13 protein-coding genes and 1 tRNA gene are annotated in these 18,632 nt (G+C 49.3%); 9 read left to right on the top strand and 5 right to left on the bottom strand.

Features of this window, described 5'->3' with window-relative positions:
* Position 1: 1 nt before the first annotated feature.
* Positions 2–1,072 (bottom strand): porin, encoded by a 1,071-nt coding sequence (locus HMPREF2608_RS07520; protein ID WP_070826500.1) that lies wholly within the window; start codon positions 1,070–1,072, stop codon positions 2–4.
* A 326-nt stretch (positions 1,073–1,398) separates the two neighbouring features.
* On the opposite strand from HMPREF2608_RS07520, the gene HMPREF2608_RS07515 reads away from it, so the two are divergent.
* From HMPREF2608_RS07515 to HMPREF2608_RS07495, 5 genes are all read left to right on the top strand, one after another.
* A complete protein-coding gene (locus tag HMPREF2608_RS07515; RefSeq protein WP_070826499.1) occupies positions 1,399–3,018 on the top strand; it encodes an ABC transporter substrate-binding protein in 1,620 nt (539 codons plus the stop codon).
* Positions 3,019–3,093: 75 nt separating this feature from the next.
* Positions 3,094–4,890, top strand: coding sequence for an aminopeptidase P family protein (locus HMPREF2608_RS07510; protein ID WP_070826498.1), 1,797 nt, complete (start codon positions 3,094–3,096; stop codon positions 4,888–4,890).
* Positions 4,891–5,122: 232 nt separating this feature from the next.
* Complete coding sequence (gene oppB, locus HMPREF2608_RS07505; RefSeq protein WP_036490316.1) at positions 5,123–6,043, top strand: oligopeptide ABC transporter permease OppB; 921 nt, start codon at positions 5,123–5,125, stop codon at positions 6,041–6,043.
* A gap of 72 nt (positions 6,044–6,115) precedes the next feature.
* A complete protein-coding gene (oppC, locus tag HMPREF2608_RS07500) occupies positions 6,116–7,024 on the top strand; it encodes an oligopeptide ABC transporter permease OppC (RefSeq protein WP_049335539.1) in 909 nt (302 codons plus the stop codon).
* 24 nt (positions 7,025–7,048) lie between these two features.
* Positions 7,049–8,653, top strand: a complete 1,605-nt coding sequence (locus tag HMPREF2608_RS07495; protein WP_070826497.1) for an ABC transporter ATP-binding protein — start codon at positions 7,049–7,051, stop codon at positions 8,651–8,653.
* Between the two features lie 244 nt (positions 8,654–8,897).
* Here HMPREF2608_RS07495 and HMPREF2608_RS07490 read toward each other — a convergent pair.
* Together HMPREF2608_RS07490 and yaaA are read right to left on the bottom strand one after the other, a co-directional pair.
* A tRNA-Ser gene (locus HMPREF2608_RS07490) sits at positions 8,898–8,988 on the bottom strand.
* 79 nt (positions 8,989–9,067) lie between these two features.
* A complete protein-coding gene (gene yaaA / locus HMPREF2608_RS07485; protein ID WP_070826593.1) occupies positions 9,068–9,847 on the bottom strand; it encodes a peroxide stress protein YaaA in 780 nt (259 codons plus the stop codon).
* A gap of 170 nt (positions 9,848–10,017) precedes the next feature.
* Between yaaA and HMPREF2608_RS07480 the strand changes: the two genes are divergently transcribed.
* Positions 10,018–10,407, top strand: coding sequence for a RidA family protein (locus tag HMPREF2608_RS07480; RefSeq protein WP_036472307.1), 390 nt, complete (start codon positions 10,018–10,020; stop codon positions 10,405–10,407).
* 70 nt (positions 10,408–10,477) lie between these two features.
* Complete coding sequence (locus HMPREF2608_RS07475) at positions 10,478–11,308, top strand: symmetrical bis(5'-nucleosyl)-tetraphosphatase (RefSeq protein ID WP_063068237.1); 831 nt, start codon at positions 10,478–10,480, stop codon at positions 11,306–11,308.
* 55 nt (positions 11,309–11,363) lie between these two features.
* Here HMPREF2608_RS07475 and HMPREF2608_RS07470 read toward each other — a convergent pair whose 3' ends face one another.
* Complete coding sequence (locus tag HMPREF2608_RS07470; protein ID WP_070826496.1) at positions 11,364–12,737, bottom strand: FAD-binding oxidoreductase; 1,374 nt, start codon at positions 12,735–12,737, stop codon at positions 11,364–11,366.
* Between the two features lie 95 nt (positions 12,738–12,832).
* Positions 12,833–13,099 carry a hypothetical protein gene (locus tag HMPREF2608_RS07465; RefSeq protein ID WP_070826495.1) on the bottom strand — a complete coding sequence of 89 codons (267 nt, stop codon included), beginning with the start codon at positions 13,097–13,099 and terminating at the stop codon, positions 12,833–12,835.
* Positions 13,100–13,614: 515 nt separating this feature from the next.
* On the opposite strand from HMPREF2608_RS07465, the gene HMPREF2608_RS07460 reads away from it, so the two are divergent.
* Together HMPREF2608_RS07460 and glgB are read left to right on the top strand one after the other, a co-directional pair.
* Positions 13,615–14,097: an FKBP-type peptidyl-prolyl cis-trans isomerase gene (locus tag HMPREF2608_RS07460; RefSeq protein ID WP_003683125.1), complete on the top strand. Its 483-nt coding sequence runs from the start codon at positions 13,615–13,617 to the stop codon at positions 14,095–14,097.
* A 217-nt stretch (positions 14,098–14,314) separates the two neighbouring features.
* A complete protein-coding gene (glgB, locus tag HMPREF2608_RS07455) occupies positions 14,315–18,601 on the top strand; it encodes a 1,4-alpha-glucan branching protein GlgB (protein ID WP_070826494.1) in 4,287 nt (1,428 codons plus the stop codon).
* Positions 18,602–18,632 lie beyond the last annotated feature (31 nt).

Genomic DNA, 18,632 nt, shown 5'->3' with positions numbered 1-18,632 from the left:
ATTAATAGCGGTGTTTGAATACCATGCCCACGGCGTAAGAAGATTTTTTCGGCAAATCTTCTTCGTATTTCGGATTGACGTTTTCTTTCAACCAGCCGGCGCCGAGTGTGGCGGTCGTCCGTTTGGAGAAGCTGTAATCGGTGCTGACGGCGACGTGTTTGTAGTCTTCTCCGACAGAGCTTTTACCGTAGGCAAAGCCGATTTGAGGTTTGAAATTGCCCACTTTGTATGAGCCGGACACCATAAATTCTTTGGTGTTGTTGATTTCTTTGTCGTAAGAACCGGCTACGTTGCCTGCCGCATCTTTCCATACGCCCCAGCAGCTGAAGCCATCGCAAGTGTTTTTGGCGTATTGGAACGCGGCATCGACGGAGATTTTGTCTTTGCTGTATCCGGCCATGAATGCATGGGCTTGGAAGTCTTTGGTTTCGGTCGGAGAGTCGTTGGGTGCGTATTCGGCAGCGTAGTGTGCGTTAAAGCCGTTGTTTGGGTGGTAGTAGTCTACACCCCAACCGAAGACCCAGTCGCCGTCACGTTTTTTGTCCGGATTCCAGTCATTGTTGTTGCGTGCGGCATTGGAACCGGGGGAAACGTTGAATTTGAATTGGAAACCGTTTTTCCAAGGCGACTCATAAGCCATGGAAACACGGCGTTGGCCGAAGCGAGAAATTTTGCCGAACTCCAAAATCGGGCTGTTGGTGTCGAACGGGTTCAGATAAATGCTGTTCATGGGCGTACTGATGTAACCCATTTTGACGGTGCCGAGGTTTTTGTAGCTGTTGAGCGCGACGTATGAGTCGGCAGTACCCCAGCCGCCCCAGCGGTCGGAATCGAAGTAAATAAAGGAGCCAAGTTGCCATTTCAGCCATAAGTCGTTGTTGAGTCGTACTTCATCGGAGAGATAAAGACTGGAACTTTTATCGGAAATGGTTGTATTGGTGACGCCGGTTTTATTGTTGTGTTCGACCTCGGTCATGATGTAGATGGTGCCGCTCATTTTAGGTTCGGCGTGGGCGGCACTTAGGGAAGAGCCTATGAGGGCAGTGGCAATAAAGTAAGATAACTTCTTCATTTGATTCTCCTTTTTATGTCTTTTTCTTGCTTATGGCGAAAGAGTTCGGATAATCTTATTTGACAAATCATAAAAAATCAATACATTTGTAACTTATCGTAGGATAAATTGAAAAATAGTTTTCAGTTACGTATTTTTGTGTTAATTTGCCGACAATCTTAGACGGCTGCTTTTATTTCGATGGTATAGGTAGTTTTAAACACTATTTTTATATCTAAAAATAGAGGCTTTAACTGGGTTTAAAAACCTCAAATATTTGTAGTTAAGTGTAGTTTGAATAATCAGGCCGTCTGAAAAAGAAGAATACCCAAAAGAAGGAATGAAATATGGCCGGAAAAACCTACCCGCTGTTGACTGCATCATTGGCTGCCGTATTCGCATTGTCGGCGTGCAGCCGCGATGTTAAGCCTGCTCCTGAGTTTAAGCGTACCGATTATGAGCGCGTGGTAGTCAGCAACGGCGTCGAGCCAGGCACGCTGGATCCTCAGATGAGCGGCGATATGGCGGCCGGTGCGATTATCCGTCAGTTGATGGATGGTTTGGTCGGTACGGATGCCGAAGGCAAAACCATTCCTGCTTTGGCGGAAAAATGGGAGAGCGAGGGCGAGCGTGTTTGGACCTTCCATCTGCGTGATGCCAAATGGAGCAATGGCGATCCGATTACTGCCGAAGATTTCGTGTACAGCTTTCGCCGTCTTGCCGATCCGGCCACCGGCGCACCTTTCGGCAGCTATTTGGTCGATGCCCAAGTGGAAAATGCGGAAGATATATTAAACGGCAAAGCCAAGCCTGAGACATTGGGCGTCAAGGCGTTGGACGCGAAGACCCTGCAATTTACGTTGATTGCGCCTGTACCTTATTTCCCTGATATGCTGATTCAGCAATTCACTTTTCCAGTTCACCGCGCCACTGTTGAAAAATACGGCAACAAGTGGACGCAGCCCGGTCATTATGTTTCCAGTGGCGCTTATCTGTTAAAGGATTGGAAAGTCAACAGCCACATCAATATGGAACGCAATCCCAATTATTACGATAAAGACAAAGTAGCCATTCCGAAGGCGGTTTTCTTGTCAGGTAGCGGTGAATACAACCGTTATCGCGCCAATGAAATTGACGTAACTTACGGCATTCCCAGCGATCAGGTCAAAGTGGCGGATATTGAGTTTCCCGGCCAAGTAAGACGCACGACTTCTTTGTGCAGCTGGTATTTGGAGCCGAACCACGAAGCGGCGCCGTTTAACGATCCGCGTGTCCGCAAGGCGCTCAATATGCTGACGCGCCGCGACATCGTCGTCAAAGTGGGCGGCCGTGGCGATACGCCTGCGTTCCAATTGACGCCGCCGCAAATGCAGGGTGTGATTCCTGTTTATCCGGAGTGGAAAGAGTGGACGCCTGAAAAACGCATCGAAACCGCGCGCAAACTGTTGAACGAAGCAGGCTACAACGATGACCATCCGCTTGAGTTTGATATTTTGTACAGCACCAGCGAAGCGTCCAAAAAACAAATTACTGCCGTGCAGTCGGTGTGGAAAGCCGCCATTCCGTTTATCCGTCCGACTTTGTCCAACGAGGAATGGAAAACTTATTTGGATACGCGCGCGCAAGGCAATTTCAAGGTTTCGTTCAGCGGCTGGTGTTCCGACTTCAATGATGCGGCGGGTATGCTCAATATCTTGAAATCCAACAACTCAAACAATGCATTCCGCTACAAAAGCGCGGCGTTTGATACATTTATGAACAATACGCTGAAAGATGGTGTCAGCAAGGAAGCGCGCAGCCAGCTTTATGCCGATGCGGAGAAGCAGCTTCAAGAAGACGCTGCACTGATTCCGCTGTATCATCAGGTTGAAGTGCGTATGGTCAAACCCGATATTATCGGCTATTCCGACAAAGACCCTTTGCGGAACTACACGGTCAAAAGCTGGTCGTTCGCACCGAAAAAATAGATTGATTATAGACAGCACAAGTTTTCAGACGGCCTTGATGACAGAGGCCGTCTGAAACAACAGGAGACATAACACATGAAATCTGTACAACAACGTTTGTCCGTTTTACGCGAAGCCATGAAAAAACATGGCGTGGACGCGTTTGTCATTCCTTCCGCCGATCCTCACCTTTCCGAATACCTGCCCGAGCATTGGCAGGCACGTCGCGATTTTTCCGGCTTTACCGGTTCGGCCGGCACTTTGGTGGTAACCGCCGATAAAGCAGGCGTGTGGACGGACAGCCGCTATTGGGAACAGGCCGGCCAACAGCTTTCTCCAAACGGCATCGAGCTGCAAAAAATGGGCGTTGATGCGCCTTATACCGAGTGGTTGGCACAAAATCTGCCCGAGGGTGCAGTCGTCGGCGCGCCTGCCGATATGTTCGCACTCAGCGGCGAGCGCGGTTTGAAACAGGCACTTGCCGCCAAAAACATCCGCCTCGAATATCCTGAAACCTTGTTGGACGAAGTGTGGGACGACCGTCCTGCATTGCCGACTCCGGAAATCTACGTTCACCATCCCGACTACGTTTCCGAAACGGCGGCCGAAAAATTGGCCCGTATCCGTACGGCCATGAAAGAGCAGGGCGCAGATGCGCATTTGGTTTCATCTTTGGACGACATCGCTTGGATTACCAATCTGCGCGGCGATGATGTGCCGTTCAACCCCGTGTTCTTGTCCCATCTGTTTATCAGCCAAGACAAAGCCGTATTGTTTACCGATGCAGGCCGTCTGAAAGCCGAATCTGCCGAAGCTTTGAAAGCGGCAGGTTTTGAAGTATTGCCTTATGCGCAAGCGGCGGACTATTTGGCAGACGTTAAGGGCGCATTGCTGATTGATCCGAACAAAACCGCAGTCGGTACTTTGCGCCGCCTGCCTGAAGACGTCCGTTTGATTGAAGCCATCCACCCAAGCACATTCTTCAAATCGGTTAAATCCGATGCCGACATTGCCCATATCCGCAATACCATGGCGGAAGACGGCGCGGCATTGTGCGGCTTCTTTGCCGAGTTTGAACAAATCTTGGCAGACGGCGGCGAATTGAGCGAGCTGGACATCGATGGCATGCTCTATAAACACCGCAGCCAACGTCCCGGCTTTATTTCGCCAAGTTTCGACACCATCGCCGGCTACAATGCCAATGCTGCCTTGCCTCATTACAGCGCGACACCGGAAAACAACAGCAAAATCAAAGGCAACGGTATGCTGCTGATTGATTCTGGCGGCCAATACTGGGGCGGTACGACCGACATCACGCGCGTGGTGCCTGTCGGCAATCCGAGTGCGGCCATGAAACGCGACTACACTTTGGTGTTGAAAGCGCATATTTCTCTGGCGGAAACCATTTTCCCTGAAAACATCAAAGGCCCGATGATTGATGCCATCTGCCGCAAATCGCTCTGGCAGGCGCAATGCGATTACGGTCACGGTACAGGTCATGGCGTGGGCTATTTCCTCAATGTACATGAAGGCCCGCAAAGTATTGCCGTTGCCGCTGTGCCGCAACCGCATCACGCGATGAAGTCAGGCATGCTGACTTCCAACGAGCCGGGTCTTTACCGTCCGGGCAAATGGGGTATCCGTATCGAAAGCCTGGTAATCAACCGTCCGGTTGAAAACCCAGAGGAAACCGAGTTCGGCAAATTCCTGTATTTTGAAACCGTTACCCTCTGCCCAATCGATACGCGCCTCATCGATACCAAACTGATGACCGGTAGCGAAATCGAATGGCTGAACCAATATCACGCCGAAGTGCGCCGCCGTCTTGAGCCTTTGACAGAAGGCGCGGCCAAAGCATGGCTGATTGAACGCACCGAACCTTTGGCGCGTTAACGTGAAAGGCCGTCTGAAACGGCGGATACAAAGTTTCAGACGGCCTTATAACAACAATTATCTAAAAACTAAAAAACCTTACCCGACTCCGAATAAAAACAATAACCCGGTCGGAATAGAGAGAGAAACCGGCGCGGCGACGTTACAGACGCCTGCTGCCATTCATCCGATTTCCGCTTCAGGTCAGCTTTGTTTTCACGAGTCCGGTATGTTCAGACAGGACAGCCTGATTATGTTGAAATTCATCATCAAACGGATATGTGCTTCCATCCCGACCATGCTGGTGTTGATTACCGTATCGTTTTTCCTGATGCGGCTCGCACCGGGCAGCCCGTTCACAGGCGAACGCAATCTGCCGCCTGCGGTCATGGCTAATATCGAAGCCAAATACCACCTCAATGATCCGATGTACCTCCAATATTTCCACTACCTCAAGCAGTTGGCGCAGGGGGATTTGGGGCCATCGTTCAAATATAAAGATTTCAGCGTTAATGAGTTGCTTGCCCAATCCCTGCCGGTATCGGCAGAACTTGGCTTCTACGCCTTTTTAATCGCCGCTATCTTCGGCATGTTTATCGGCATCATCGCCGCCTTAAAACAAAATAGCTGGCTGGATTATGCGCTGATGAGCGGCGCGATGACCGGCATTGTCGTTCCCAGTTTTGTGATGGCGCCGGTATTGGTACTGGTGTTTGCCGTCAGACTGCAATGGCTGCCTGCAGGCGGCTGGAACGATGGCGCACTGATGAACTTGATTTTGCCCGTTGTTACTTTGTCCATCGGTTATGTGTCCAGTATCGCGCGGATTACGCGCGGCGCGATGATTGAAGTATTGAACAGCCCCTTTATCCGCACGGCACGCGCCAAAGGCCTGCCCATGAGCCGCATCATCCTGCGCCATGCGCTGCGCCCAGCTATGCTGCCGATTGTTTCTTTCTTAGGCCCGGCATTCGTCGGCATCATTACCGGCTCCATTGTGATTGAAAACGTGTTCGGTATTCCCGGTGTCGGACAATTATTTGTCAACGGCGCGCTCAACCGCGACTACGGCATGATTTTGGGTTTGACGATTTTGGTGGGCATTATGACCATTTTGTTCAACGCCATCCTCGATATTCTGTATGCCATTATTGACCCGAAAATCCGTTATTAATCCCATTTGCGCAAAGGCCGTCTGAAACGTTCAGACGGCCTGAAGAAAGAATAAAAAGCGAGAGAGAACATTATGTTATTTAAAAAGAAGCAGACTCAGGCCCTCGCAGAGGCAGCAGAATACGCCCAAGTACACGGCAAAAGCCTGTGGAGCGACGCATGGCGGCGTTTTAAACAGAACAAAGCGGCGGTGTACAGCATTATCATCCTGTTGCTGATCAGCATTTTTGTGATTGTGGCACCATGGATTGTCCGCTACACCTACGACTTCACCGACTGGGACAATATGCAGATTCCGCCGTCCCTTTCTACTCATCACTATCTGGGTACGGACTTGCTCGGTCGCGATTTGCTGTCGCGCGCGGCAACCGGCGGACGTATTTCCTTGCTGGTCGGTGTGGCCGGCGCATTGGTGGCCGTTGTCATCGGTACGCTTTATGGCGCGATTGCCGGCTTTATCGGCGGTAAGCTCGATTCGCTGATGATGCGCTTTTTGGAAATTTTGAACGCGTTTCCGTTTATGTTTTTTGTCATTCTGCTGACCACGTTCTTTGGCCGCAATCTGCTTTTGATTTTTGCCGCCGTAGGTTTGGTGTCTTGGCTGGACGTGGCGCGTATCGTGCGCGGCCAAACCTTGAGCTTGAAGCATAAAGAGTTTGTCGAAGCGGCGCGTGTGAGCGGCGTGGCAAAACGTAAAATCGTAACGCGCCACATTATTCCGAATGTTTTGGGCGTGGTGATGGTGTATGCCTCTTTGCTGGTGCCGGGCATGATTATGTTTGAATCCTTCTTGAGCTTCTTGGGCTTGGGCGTGCAAGAGCCGATGACTAGTTGGGGTTCGATGCTGCAAGAAGGTGCGATTTCGATGGAAGCCGCACCATGGCAACTGCTCGTGCCGAGTTTCTTCTTGGTAACCACTTTGTTCTGTTTCAACTTTATCGGCGACGGCCTGCGCGATGCGCTTGACCCGAAAGACCGCTAAACCGCAACCAAAAGGATTATCAAAATGACAAAACAGTTACTGGTTGTAGAAAATCTGGACATCGATTTTGAGCTGCATGAGAAAACCGTGCATGCCGTGCGTAATGTCAGCTTTAAAGTGGCAGAGGGCGAAACATTGGCTTTGGTCGGCGAATCCGGCTCGGGAAAGTCCGTAACATCTATGTCCGTTATGCGCCTGCTGCCTGAAAAATTTGCCCGATACAGCAAAGATTCGCGCATTACTTTTGACGGCATTTCCATTTTGGATGCAGATGAGAAAACCCTGCGTGATTTGCGCGGCAACCGCATCAGCGTGATTTTTCAAGAGCCGATGACTTCCCTCAATCCGTTTATGCGTATCGGTGCGCAACTGATTGAAGCGGCGCGTGTGCACAATAAAAAGCTCGGCAAAAAAGAAGCAGGACAGAAGGCATTGGCATTGTTGGAACGTGTGGGCATCAAAGAAGCCGAACGCCGTATGAAGCAGTATCCGCACGAGTTTTCCGGCGGTCAGCTGCAACGTATTATGATTGCCATGGCGCTTATTAATGAACCTGACCTGCTGATTGCCGATGAGCCGACCACCGCTTTGGATGTGACCATTCAAGCTGAGATTCTCGATTTGCTCCACGATTTGCAACAGCAAATGGGCATGGCGATTATCTTCATTACCCACGATTTGGGTTTGGCGGAACACTATTCCAAAACCGTCTGCGTCATGCGTAACGGCGAAATTGTTGAGCGCGGCAAAATCAAAGAAGTATTTACCCATCCGAAACACGAATATACCGCCGAACTCATCAATGCCATTCCCAAAGGTATGAAAGAGCCGGAAGAAACCAGCGCCGGTGTGTTAATCGATGCCGATAATGTCAATGTTTCTTTCGTATTGAAGCAAAACTTTTTCGGCAAGCCGCTCAAAACTTTTGACGCCGTCAAAGGCATCAGCCTCAAAATTAAAGAAGGCGAAACATTGGGCGTCGTCGGCGAGTCGGGTTCCGGCAAATCCACGCTGGGCAAAGCCGTCATGCAGATGCTGCCTTATACCGGCCATATTTCCTTTGAAGGCAAAGACCTGAAAAACTATACCACCGAAGAAGCACGCCGTCTGAAATCGCAACGGCAAATTGTGTTCCAAGATCCGTTCGGTTCGCTTTCCCCGCGTTTGACCGTTGGCGAAATTATTGGCGAAGGTTTGACGGTTCATCATCCTGAAATGACCAAAAAAGAACGTATCCAGCGCGTTTTGGAAGTCATGAAGGAAGTGTCCCTGCCGCTTGATGCGCTCAACCGCTATCCGCATGAATTCTCCGGCGGACAACGTCAGCGTATCGCTATTGCACGCGCCGTTATCCTGCGCCCGAAATTCATTCTTTTGGACGAGCCGACCTCTGCACTTGACCGCTCCGTACAATCCAAAGTGGTCGAACTTTTGCGCGATTTGCAGAAGAAATACGGCCTGACTTATATGTTCATCAGTCATGATTTGTCTGTCGTGCGCGCTGTCAGCGATAATGTGATTGTGATGAAGCAGGGAGAAATGGTTGAGTACGGCAGCGCGGATCAGATTTTCCACCATCCGCAAAACGACTACACCAAACGTTTGATTAATGCCGCGTTTGATTTGTAGAAAAACCAAAGGCCGTCTGAAAAGAGATTTTCAGACGGCCTTTGGTTTTGTATTCGGTTATAAACAGGGAAGGGGTGCTTGGATAGGTATAAAGTTTAAAAGGCCGTCTGAAACCGGATAGGGAAGTTTCAGACGGCCTTTTGTTTATCGATAATGTTGACCTGTCAACATAAACTTAAATTTCAAAAGGACAAAAATAAAAAAAAGACTTGAATCAATCAAGTCTTTATATCCTTATCAAGAATGGCGGAAGCGGTGAGATTCGAACTCACGGAGGGCTATCAACCCTCGACGGTTTTCAAGACCGTTGCATTAAACCGCTCTGCCACGCTTCCGTTCTTGAAGCCGTAATACTAATGGAACTTACGGCCTTTGCCAAGTGGTATTTTAGGGAAAATATCTAGTATTTTGTTTTTATTTGGATTGTTCTTCACGCATGAATACCCATTTGGCTTCGTTTGAAGCTGCTTCATTGAATGAATAGCCTTCGTAGTCGAAATTTTTGAGCATTTCAGGCTCGGTAATGCTGTGTTCTGCCGCGTAGCGCACCATCAAACCGCGCGCACGCTTGGCGTAGAAGCTGATGATTTTGTATTTGCCGTTTTTCTCGTCTTTAAAAATCGGCGTAATCAGGCGTGCGTTGAGTTTTTTAGTGTTGATGGATTTGAAATATTCTTGTGAGGCGAGGTTGATTAAAACGTCGCTATCGGCCTGCTCCAGTGTTTGGTTGAGCAGGTCGGTAATTTTATCGCCCCAAAATTCGTAGAGGTTTTTACCGCGCGAGTTGGCAAAGACCGTGCCCATTTCCAAGCGGTAGGGCTGCATTAAGTCGAGCGGGCGCAGTACGCCGTATAGGCCGGAGAGCAGGCGGACGTGTTGTTGCAGATAGTCGATTTGTTCTGGTTTGAGGGTATCGGCGGCAATGCCTTCATAGACATCGCCGTTGAACATAAATACGGCCTGTTTGGCATTTTCAGGGGTAAACGGCGTGTGCCATACGGCATTGCGTTCGGCATTGAGCAGGGCGATTTTGTCGGAAACATGCATCAGCTCGGCGATTTGTTGGGGGGCAAGCTGACGCAACTCCTGCATCAGGATTTCTGCTTCGGGCAGAAGATCGGGCAGGGTAAAGCTGCTGATGGGGGAGGGGTCTTTTTCGTTGAGGTTTTTGGCTGGGGATAAGACAAAAAACATAATAATTTCGGCTTTGAAATGAATAATGTGTGGGATTGTAGGTTTAAAATCGGGGAAGAACAAGACGGGCTAAACGCATTAATTGAATGCTTTTATTGAAACGTATTTCTGTTGAAAGTAAAATTCGAAGCTTCCACCTGATTCTGACATTTCTATTTGAGGAGAATATCATGTCTAAAACCATTATCCATACCGACAAAGCCCCTGCCGCGATTGGTGCATACAGCCAAGCAGTCCGCGCAGGCGATACGGTTTATATGAGCGGTCAGATTCCTTTGGATCCGGCTACGATGACTGTGGTCGGAGATGGCGACTTCCGCGCCGAAGCAGTGCAAGTATTTAAAAATCTGCAAGCCGTAGCCGAAGCGGCCGGCGGTTCTTTGAACGATATCGTCAAACTCAATGCTTATTTGACCGATTTGGCCAACTTTGCCGTGTTTAATGAAGTGATGGCTGAATTTATCGAACAACCTTTCCCTGCACGTGCGGCGGTTGGCGTGGCCAGCCTGCCTAAAGGCGTTCAGGTTGAAGCAGAGGCAGTATTGGTTTTAAATGCATAAATGATGTTTTCAGACGGCCTGGGCTGGGCTTGAGGCCGTCTGAAAATAATAACAACGGAAAACAATAATAATGGCACATTACGCAATCGGAGACATTCAAGGCTGTTTTGATGAGCTGACTTTGTTGCTTGCCAAAATCGGCTTTAATCATGGTACGGACACCCTTTGGCTGGTCGGCGATATTGTCAATCGCGGCCCGAAGTCTTTGGAAACCCTGAAATTTGCCAAAGAGCATGACAGCAGTGTGCAAATGGTTTTGGGCAATCATGATTTACATCTTTTGGCAGTCGGTTGCGGTGAAGGAACGCTCAAGCGTAGTGATACGGTTGAGCCGATTTTGACCCATCCCGATAGTCATGCCATGCTTGACTGGCTGCGTCATCAGCCGCTGTTGGTGCGCGGCGACAGGCATGTGATGGTGCATGCCGGTATTTTGCCGCAATGGTCGGTTGATAAAGCCGAAAGCCTTGCCCGTGAAGCTGAGGATGAGTTGCAAGGTAAAAAGTACAGGAAATTTTTTGGCAAAATGTACGGCAACAAGCCGACCGAGTGGACGGACGATTTGACAGGCTATGAGCGCCTACGCATGATTATCAACGTCTTTACCCGTATGCGGGCGCTGACGTATAAAGGCGAATTGGATTATGAATATAAATCCACTCTGAAAAAAATGCCGCTTTACCTGCGCCCTTGGTTTAAAGCGCCGGATAGGCAGAATTTGGATTATATTACCGTGTTCGGACATTGGTCGTCATTGGGTTACGTTAATACCGATCAGGTTATTGCTTTGGATACCGGCGCGTTGTGGGGCGGAGAGCTGACAGCGGTCAATTTGGATACCAACGAAGTGATACAGGTACCGTCGTTGGGCGGATTGGATTGGAAAACGGCATTGAAATAGTTTGGATAAAATAAAAAGGCCGTCTGAAATGTTTCAGACGGCCTTTTTGTATTGGTTAATCCAAAGAAGGCAGGAGTTTGTCCGGATTCATAATGCTATAAGGGTCAAGCTGATTTTTGATGGCATGCATCAGAACGAGTTCGGCCTGTGTACGTACGCGGGGCAGCCAATGTTTTTTGATGATGCCTACGCCGTGTTCTGCGGCAATCGTACCGTGGCAGGCAAGGATGTTTTCATAAACAATGGTATTGACGGCGTCTTCGTATTGGTAGGCTTCGTTGCTCAATACGTTGGGAAGGAATGTATTGTAATGCAGGCTGCCGTCACCTAAATGTCCGAAGCAGACAATTTGTATGCCGGGGAAACGGGTTTCCAAGGCAGGCGCGCATTGGCGGACAAAGGTGGCTACTTGGGCGATAGGGACGGCAATGTCGTGTTTGATGCTGGTGCCGAGTTTGCGTTGGGAAGCGGAAATATTTTCACGCAAGGTCCATAAATCGGAGCGCTCTTGCTCGGATTGCGCCAAGATGCTGTTTTCCCATCCGTTTTGATAGAGAAATTCGGCAAGCTTTTCATCCAGTCCGGCATCGGGAACGGAATCTGCAAGTTCAATCAAAATATGCCATTCCGCATCGGCAGGCTTTTTGAGTTGGCTGAATTCCGAAGATAAATCGAGGGCAAAGCGGCTGATCAGCTCGAAACTGGTCAAGCGTTCGGCAAAATGGCCTTGTACCGCAGTTAAAAGCGAGACGGCGGATTCAATATCGTCTAAACCTACCCATGCTGTCGCTTTGGTTTTGGGCTGGGCAAAGAGTTTGAGTGTGGCGGCGGTAATGATGCCCAATGTTCCTTCGCTGCCGATAAAAAGATGGCGCAAATCGTAGCCGGTTGTGTTTTTGTGCAGGGGCTGAAGGTGGGAAACCAGTTCGCCGTTTGGTAAAACGACTTCCAAACCCAATACCAAATCACGCATGCTGCCGTAACGCAAGACATTCAAACCGCCGGCATTACAGGCGATATTGCCGCCGATTTGGCAAGAGCCTTCGCTGGCAAGGCTGAGCGGAAACAGTCGTCCGGCTTCGGCTGCCGCCTTTTGAGCATTTTGCAAAATCACGCCAGCTTCAACCGTCATGCTGTTGTCGGCAAGGTTGATATCGCGGATGCGGTTGAGTTTGGAGAGATTGAGCAGTACACCTTCGGTGGTTACCGTTGCGCCGCATAATCCGGTATTGCCGCCCTGCGGGGTGACGCGGATACGGTTCTCAAAGCAGAAACGCATGATTTTCTGCACGCTTTCGACAGAGTTCGGCTGTAAGACAATATTCGGCGAAGAAACAAAGCGGTGGCGTTGGTCATTTAACAAGGCCGGAGTGGCTTCGATAATTTCAGAGGCGGAAAGAAACTCAGCAAAACGGTCGTGAAGGTGCATGGCAGTCAGGCGGAAAAGTCGGGAAGGGGAGTGTGAGGAATGTAAAAAAGCAGGATACGCAATGGTATCCTGCTTTTCTTATATTCAAAAGAATATTATTTAGCAGCTTCAGAAGCGGCAGAAGCAGCGGCTTCAGCAGCAGATGCAGCAGCTTCAGTAGCAGAAGCAGCGGCTTCAGTAGCAGATGCAGCGGCTTCAGTAGCAGCAGCTTCGGTAGCTTCAGCAGCAGAAGCAGCAGCTTCAGTAGCAGAAGCAGCGGCTTCAGAAGCAGCAGAAGCAGCAGTTTCAGCAGCTTTATCAGCACCGCCACAAGCGGCCAAAGCTAAAGACAACAAAGCAGCAGCGAACAGAGATTTTTTCATTTTTGAGGACCTTTTTTAAATCGATTTAAACATTTAAACTAAAAATAGCCGTCAAACGGCCTGTACAGTAGAAATTCATTGCTGAATTTTCGTTATTATGCCCCACGGGGTGGGCCAATGCAACGTTGCTTAACCGTTTGCGGATTAAAATCAATACAAAATTAACGAAAATAATGTAAATCAGGGAGGCAGGTAAAAAATCATCTAAAAATATTCATAATTAATGAACTTTTAAAAAGTTGTTTATATTCAATAATTTGATTATTTTTAACTGTTGTTGGTTTTAAGGATTTAGAATGTTTTTGCGTTTGGGGAATTTTTTGTAATTTAGCAACTTTGTGTTGTGAAAAAGCAACTTTTATGGATTGGGATCATTCAATTTGGTTTTTTATATGGGCTTTTTTGGTTTTGTTGTGTTTGCCAAAAGTATTTGTTTAAGGTAAACCGATTGTTTAGTTACAGCTGTGATAGAATAGCCTGGACTTGACTTTTAAATATTGATTAAGGACGACATGATGTCTATTGTTAAAAATTCCGTAGTTTCGCTGCATTATGAAATGTACGATGCAAACAACCAGTTGTTGGATAAAACCGAAGAGCCGATTGCTTACCTGCATGGCGGTTATGACGGTATTTTCCCTTTGGTGGAAGAAGCGTTGCACGGCAAAAATGTAGGAGATACCGTTGAAGTGGCTTTGTCGCCTGATGATGCTTTCGGCGAGCAAGATCCTGAGCTGGTGCGTATTGAAGATGTAAGCGTGTTCCCTGTCGAAGTTGAAGTCGGCATGATGTTTGAAGCCGATGATCCGGAAACCGGCGATGTATTGATTTATCGTGTAACCGATGTTGCCGACGGTAAAGCCGTAGTGGATGGTAACCATCCTTTGGCCGGTATGAAAGTATTGTTCAAAGCGACTGTTGAAGGTGTGCGCGATGCGACCGAGGAAGAAATTGCCCACGGTCACGTACATGGCCCGCACGGTCATCACCACCACTAATCAGGCTTGAAGCATGATAAAGGCCGTCTGAAAAGGAATGAAACCTTCCTTTTCAGACGGCCTTTAAGTTTTTACAAGACAGATAAATAGGAAATTTTGGCGCAGGTCAAATCAAACAGGGAAATATGGATTTTGTTAGAGACTACAATAAATTACATATAACGGTGCGACACAATCTGTATTAAGATTCAGATATTGGTAAAACAGGCAGAATGCAATGAGTGAGACATTGGAGCGACAGGCCGTAGAGGCCGGTATTGATTTAGGCTACCACGACATCAACGGTACATATCATGCGACCAAACCTGAAGTGTTGGAATCGATCGTTGCTGTTTTGGACAAAAGCAAACCGGATTCAGACGGCCTTTATCTGAATACGATGATCGCGCATGAAAACGGCGAAGAATCTTTACAGATGCCGTCTGAATTTCATGGTGCGGAAGCGGTCGTATTGATTGATGAGGCAGATGAGTGCCAGAGCTTGACTTTATATCCAGGCGACAACGATACGCTTTGGATTAAGCTGCCCCGACTGGCTTGCGGTTATTACACTTTGTCGGCCGATACCGGTGGCGGATGTCGCCTTGTACGCCTGATTGTTGCGCCTGAATCGGTTTACCAACCCAAACTGCTTGCCAATGGCGGTCGGATGAATGGTTTGACCATGCATTTGTACAGTCTGCGTTCCGAGCGCAACTGGGGCATAGGCGACTTTACTGATTTGTTGAACCTGATGAAATATGCGGGGGAGAAAAAGCTGGATTTTGTCGGTATCAACCCTTTGCACGCCTTGTTTACCAGCAAGCCTGCCTTTGCCAGCCCGTATAGCCCTTCTTCGCGCGAATGGCTCAATCCGATTTACTTGGATATCGAAAAAGTCGGCGCGTTTACTTATAACGAGCAACTGAAAAACTGGCTGGCACAACCGAAAATCCGTCAGCGTATTGCCGCTTTGCGTGTTACGGAAACGGTGACTTATACGGCGGTTTGGGCATGCAAGCGTGATGCGCTGCAAATGGCGTTTAATGCGTTTGAACAAAATACCTGCGAAGCTGCGGCAAATGAACGCGCTGCATTTGAAGCATTTGTTGCGGAAAAAGGCAAGGCTTTGCAAGGCTTCGGTTTGTTTGAGGCTTTGGACCAGTATTACAGCCGTCCCGGACAAGTGGGTTGGCAGTCATGGCCGTCTGAATTTCATCAGCCTGATGGCGAAGCGGTAGAAAAATTCGCGCGCAGCCATGAACGTGAAATCCGTTTTTATATGTGGCTGCAATGGCTTTGTGCGGAGCAGTTGCGCGAAGTCAACCAAGCCGCTGCCGAATACGGTGTCAAACTCGGCATTTACGGCGATTTGGCAGTCGGCGTGGCGCGAGGCAGCGCGGATACTTGGTTAAACCGCCAAGATTATTGTATGGACGTATCGGTCGGCGCGCCGCCCGATCCTTTGGGGCCGACAGGGCAGAATTGGGATTTGCCGCCGCTTAATCCGTCGATGTTGAAGCATACGGGCTATGAGAAGTTTGCCCATTTGTTGCGCGAAAACATGCGCCTGTATGGCGTGTTGCGGATTGACCATGTGATGGCATTGTGTCGTTTGTGGTGGGTTTTAAACGATAAAACAGCAGATTTCGGCGCATATGTGCATTACGATGCCGAAGTGACTTTTGCCATTTTGGCCTTGGAAAGCCGGCGCAACCGTTGCGTCATTATCGGCGAGGATTTGGGTACGGTACCCGATCAAGCGCGTTATCTGCTCAACCGCTATCAAGTGTTCTCTTACAAAGTCATGTATTTCAGCAAGGGCTGGAACGGTTTTCAATTACCTGAAGAATACCCCGAGCAGGCGATTACGGTCATCAGTACCCACGATGTTGCGCCCTTGGCAGGCTATTGGATAGGCAAAGATTTGGATACGATGTTCAAACTCGGTACTTTGCCTGATGCAGCCGCTTTTCAGACGGCCTTGGACGAGCGCGAACACGATAAAGCTGATTTGCTGGATAAATTGAAAGAAACCGGCTGTCTGGGTGCAGACGTACAAATGCCGGCAAAAGCCGATGAAACCTTGCTGGCGGCTTTGCATAAATACGGCGCATTGAGCCGCAGCAAACTTTACGCCGTACAACTGGAAAACCTGCTGGGCGTCATCGACAATCTGAATGTCCCGGGTGTAACCGAAGGCTATCCGAACTGGGCGCAAAAAATGCCGGTTTCTTTGGAAGATTTCCTACAACACCGCCTCATGGGCGGCCAACTTGCCATTATTGACGAGGTACGCATGAAAACAAACAGCCAAATCAAGACTTATCATGAACTTGACCAAATCGAGCGCGATACGGTCGAAAGCCTGTTTCTTGCCACCCACAGCGACTTGTTCGCTTATCTGGGGCGACATCGCCTTGCAGAGGGCGATGAAGTGGTACGCGTTTTGATTCCCGGCGCAGTAAGCGTGGATATTGTGAACCGCCGCAGCGGCGAACTCATCGTGCCGTCTGAAAAAATTGATGAACGCGGTTTCTTTGTGGCTGTTTTGCCCGATGATGCGCCTGATTACGCTTTGCGTATCCGTTACACCGAAGACACCGAGCCAGTGATTGAAGAAGACCCTTATCATTTCAGCTCTGCATTGCAAGACATGGATTCCTGGCTGTTGGCCGAAGGCAAACACCTGCGTCCTTATGAGACTTTAGGCGCGCATTTTGCCGAGTTGGATGGCGTGAAGGGTATACGCTTTGCCGTCTGGGCGCCCAATGCGCAACGCGTTTCCGTTATCGGCGAATTTAATAACTGGGACGGCCGCCGCCATGTAATGCGTTTCCACCGCGACAACGGTATTTGGGACATCTTTATTCCTGCAGTCAAACTTAATGCCCTCTACAAATTTGAAATCCGCGATGCCAACGGTAATGTACGTGAAAAAGCCGACCCGTATGCTTTCGGTGCGGAACTGCGCCCGACCACCGCATCTATCGTGCGTGGTTTGCCTGATGAAGTGGAAGAACCGGCCTTCCGCGCTCGCGCCAATGCCATTGATGCGCCGATCAGCATTTATGAAGTGCATTTGGGTTCGTGGAAACGCAATCCGGAAAACAATTTCTGGCTGACTTACGAAGAGCTTGCCAAAGAATTGGTGGCATACGTCAAAGACATGGGCTTTACCCATATCGAGTTCCTGCCTGTTTCCGAATATCCGTTTGACGGCTCATGGGGCTATCAGGCAACCGGTTTGTATGCGCCGACCAGCCGTTTCGGTTCGCCGGAAGAATTGCGTGCATTGATTAAAGCCGCGCACGAAGCAGGTATCAGCGTTATCCTCGACTGGGTGGTCGGCCATTTCCCAACCGACGACCACGGCCTGGCCAAATTCGACGGCACCGCGCTGTACGAACACGCCGATCCGCGCGAAGGATACCACCAAGACTGGAACACCCTGATTTACAACTTCGGCAGAAACGAAGTGAAAAACTTCCTGCAAGGCAACGCCCTGTATTGGATAGAACGTTTTGGCTTTGACGGTATCCGCGTTGACGCGGTGGCTTCGATGATTTACCGCAACTATTCGCGCAAAGACGGCGAGTGGATTCCGAACCAATACGGCGGCCATGAAAACCTTGAAGCCATCGCTTTCCTGCGTGATACCAACACCATGTTGAAAGAGGAAGTTCCGGCTGCGACTGAAATCGCCGAAGAGTCCACTTCATTTGCCAATGTGACCCGCCAAGAAGGCTTGAACTTCAGCTTCAAATGGAATATGGGCTGGATGAACGATACTTTGCGCTACATGATGGAAGACCCCATCAACCGCAAATACCACCACAACAAAATGACTTTCGGCATGATGTATCAGTACAGCGAAAACTTCGTCCTGCCGCTCTCGCACGACGAAGTCGTGCATGGTAAACGTTCGCTGCTCGGACGTATGCCCGGCGACTGCTGGCAACAATTTGCCAACCTGCGCGCCTACTACGGCTTTATGTACGGATTCCCCGGTAAGAAACTGTTGTTTATGGGCAATGAGTTTGCACAAGGCCGCGAGTGGAACTACAACGAAGGACTGGATTGGTTCTTGCTGGAGCAAGAAGGCGGCTGGCATAAAGGCGTACAAGACTTCGTGCGCGAGTTGAACCATGTCTATAAAGACACTGCGCCGCTTTATCAATTAGACCAATGGCCTGAAGGATTTGAATGGCTGGTTGCCGATGACGGCGACAATTCCGTATTCGTTTTCGAGCGCCGCGACCGCGAAGGCAACCGCGTTATCGTCATCAGCAACTTCACACCAGTAGTACGCGAAGGCTACCGCTTTGGTGTGAATTCTGCCGGCGAATACCGCGAAATCCTCAATTCAGACGACCTGCATTACAAAGGCAGCGGCGTTTCTGCCGGCGCAACGGTGGAGACAGAAGAAGTTTGGTCGCATAGCAAACCAAATTCCCTGTCTGTTACCGTACCGCCGTTGGCAACCGTTTACCTGTATCAGGCGGCAGTCAAAGACGAAGCGTAAATCAACTTTGAGGGTGGGCATCATGCCTGCC

This window comes from Neisseria sp. HMSC064D07 (assembly GCF_001837185.1).
Classification (GTDB): Bacteria; Pseudomonadota; Gammaproteobacteria; order Burkholderiales; family Neisseriaceae; genus Neisseria; species Neisseria flavescens_C.
The sequence above is the reverse complement of the archived record's forward strand: the minus strand, read 5'-3'. Positions and strand labels throughout refer to the sequence as shown.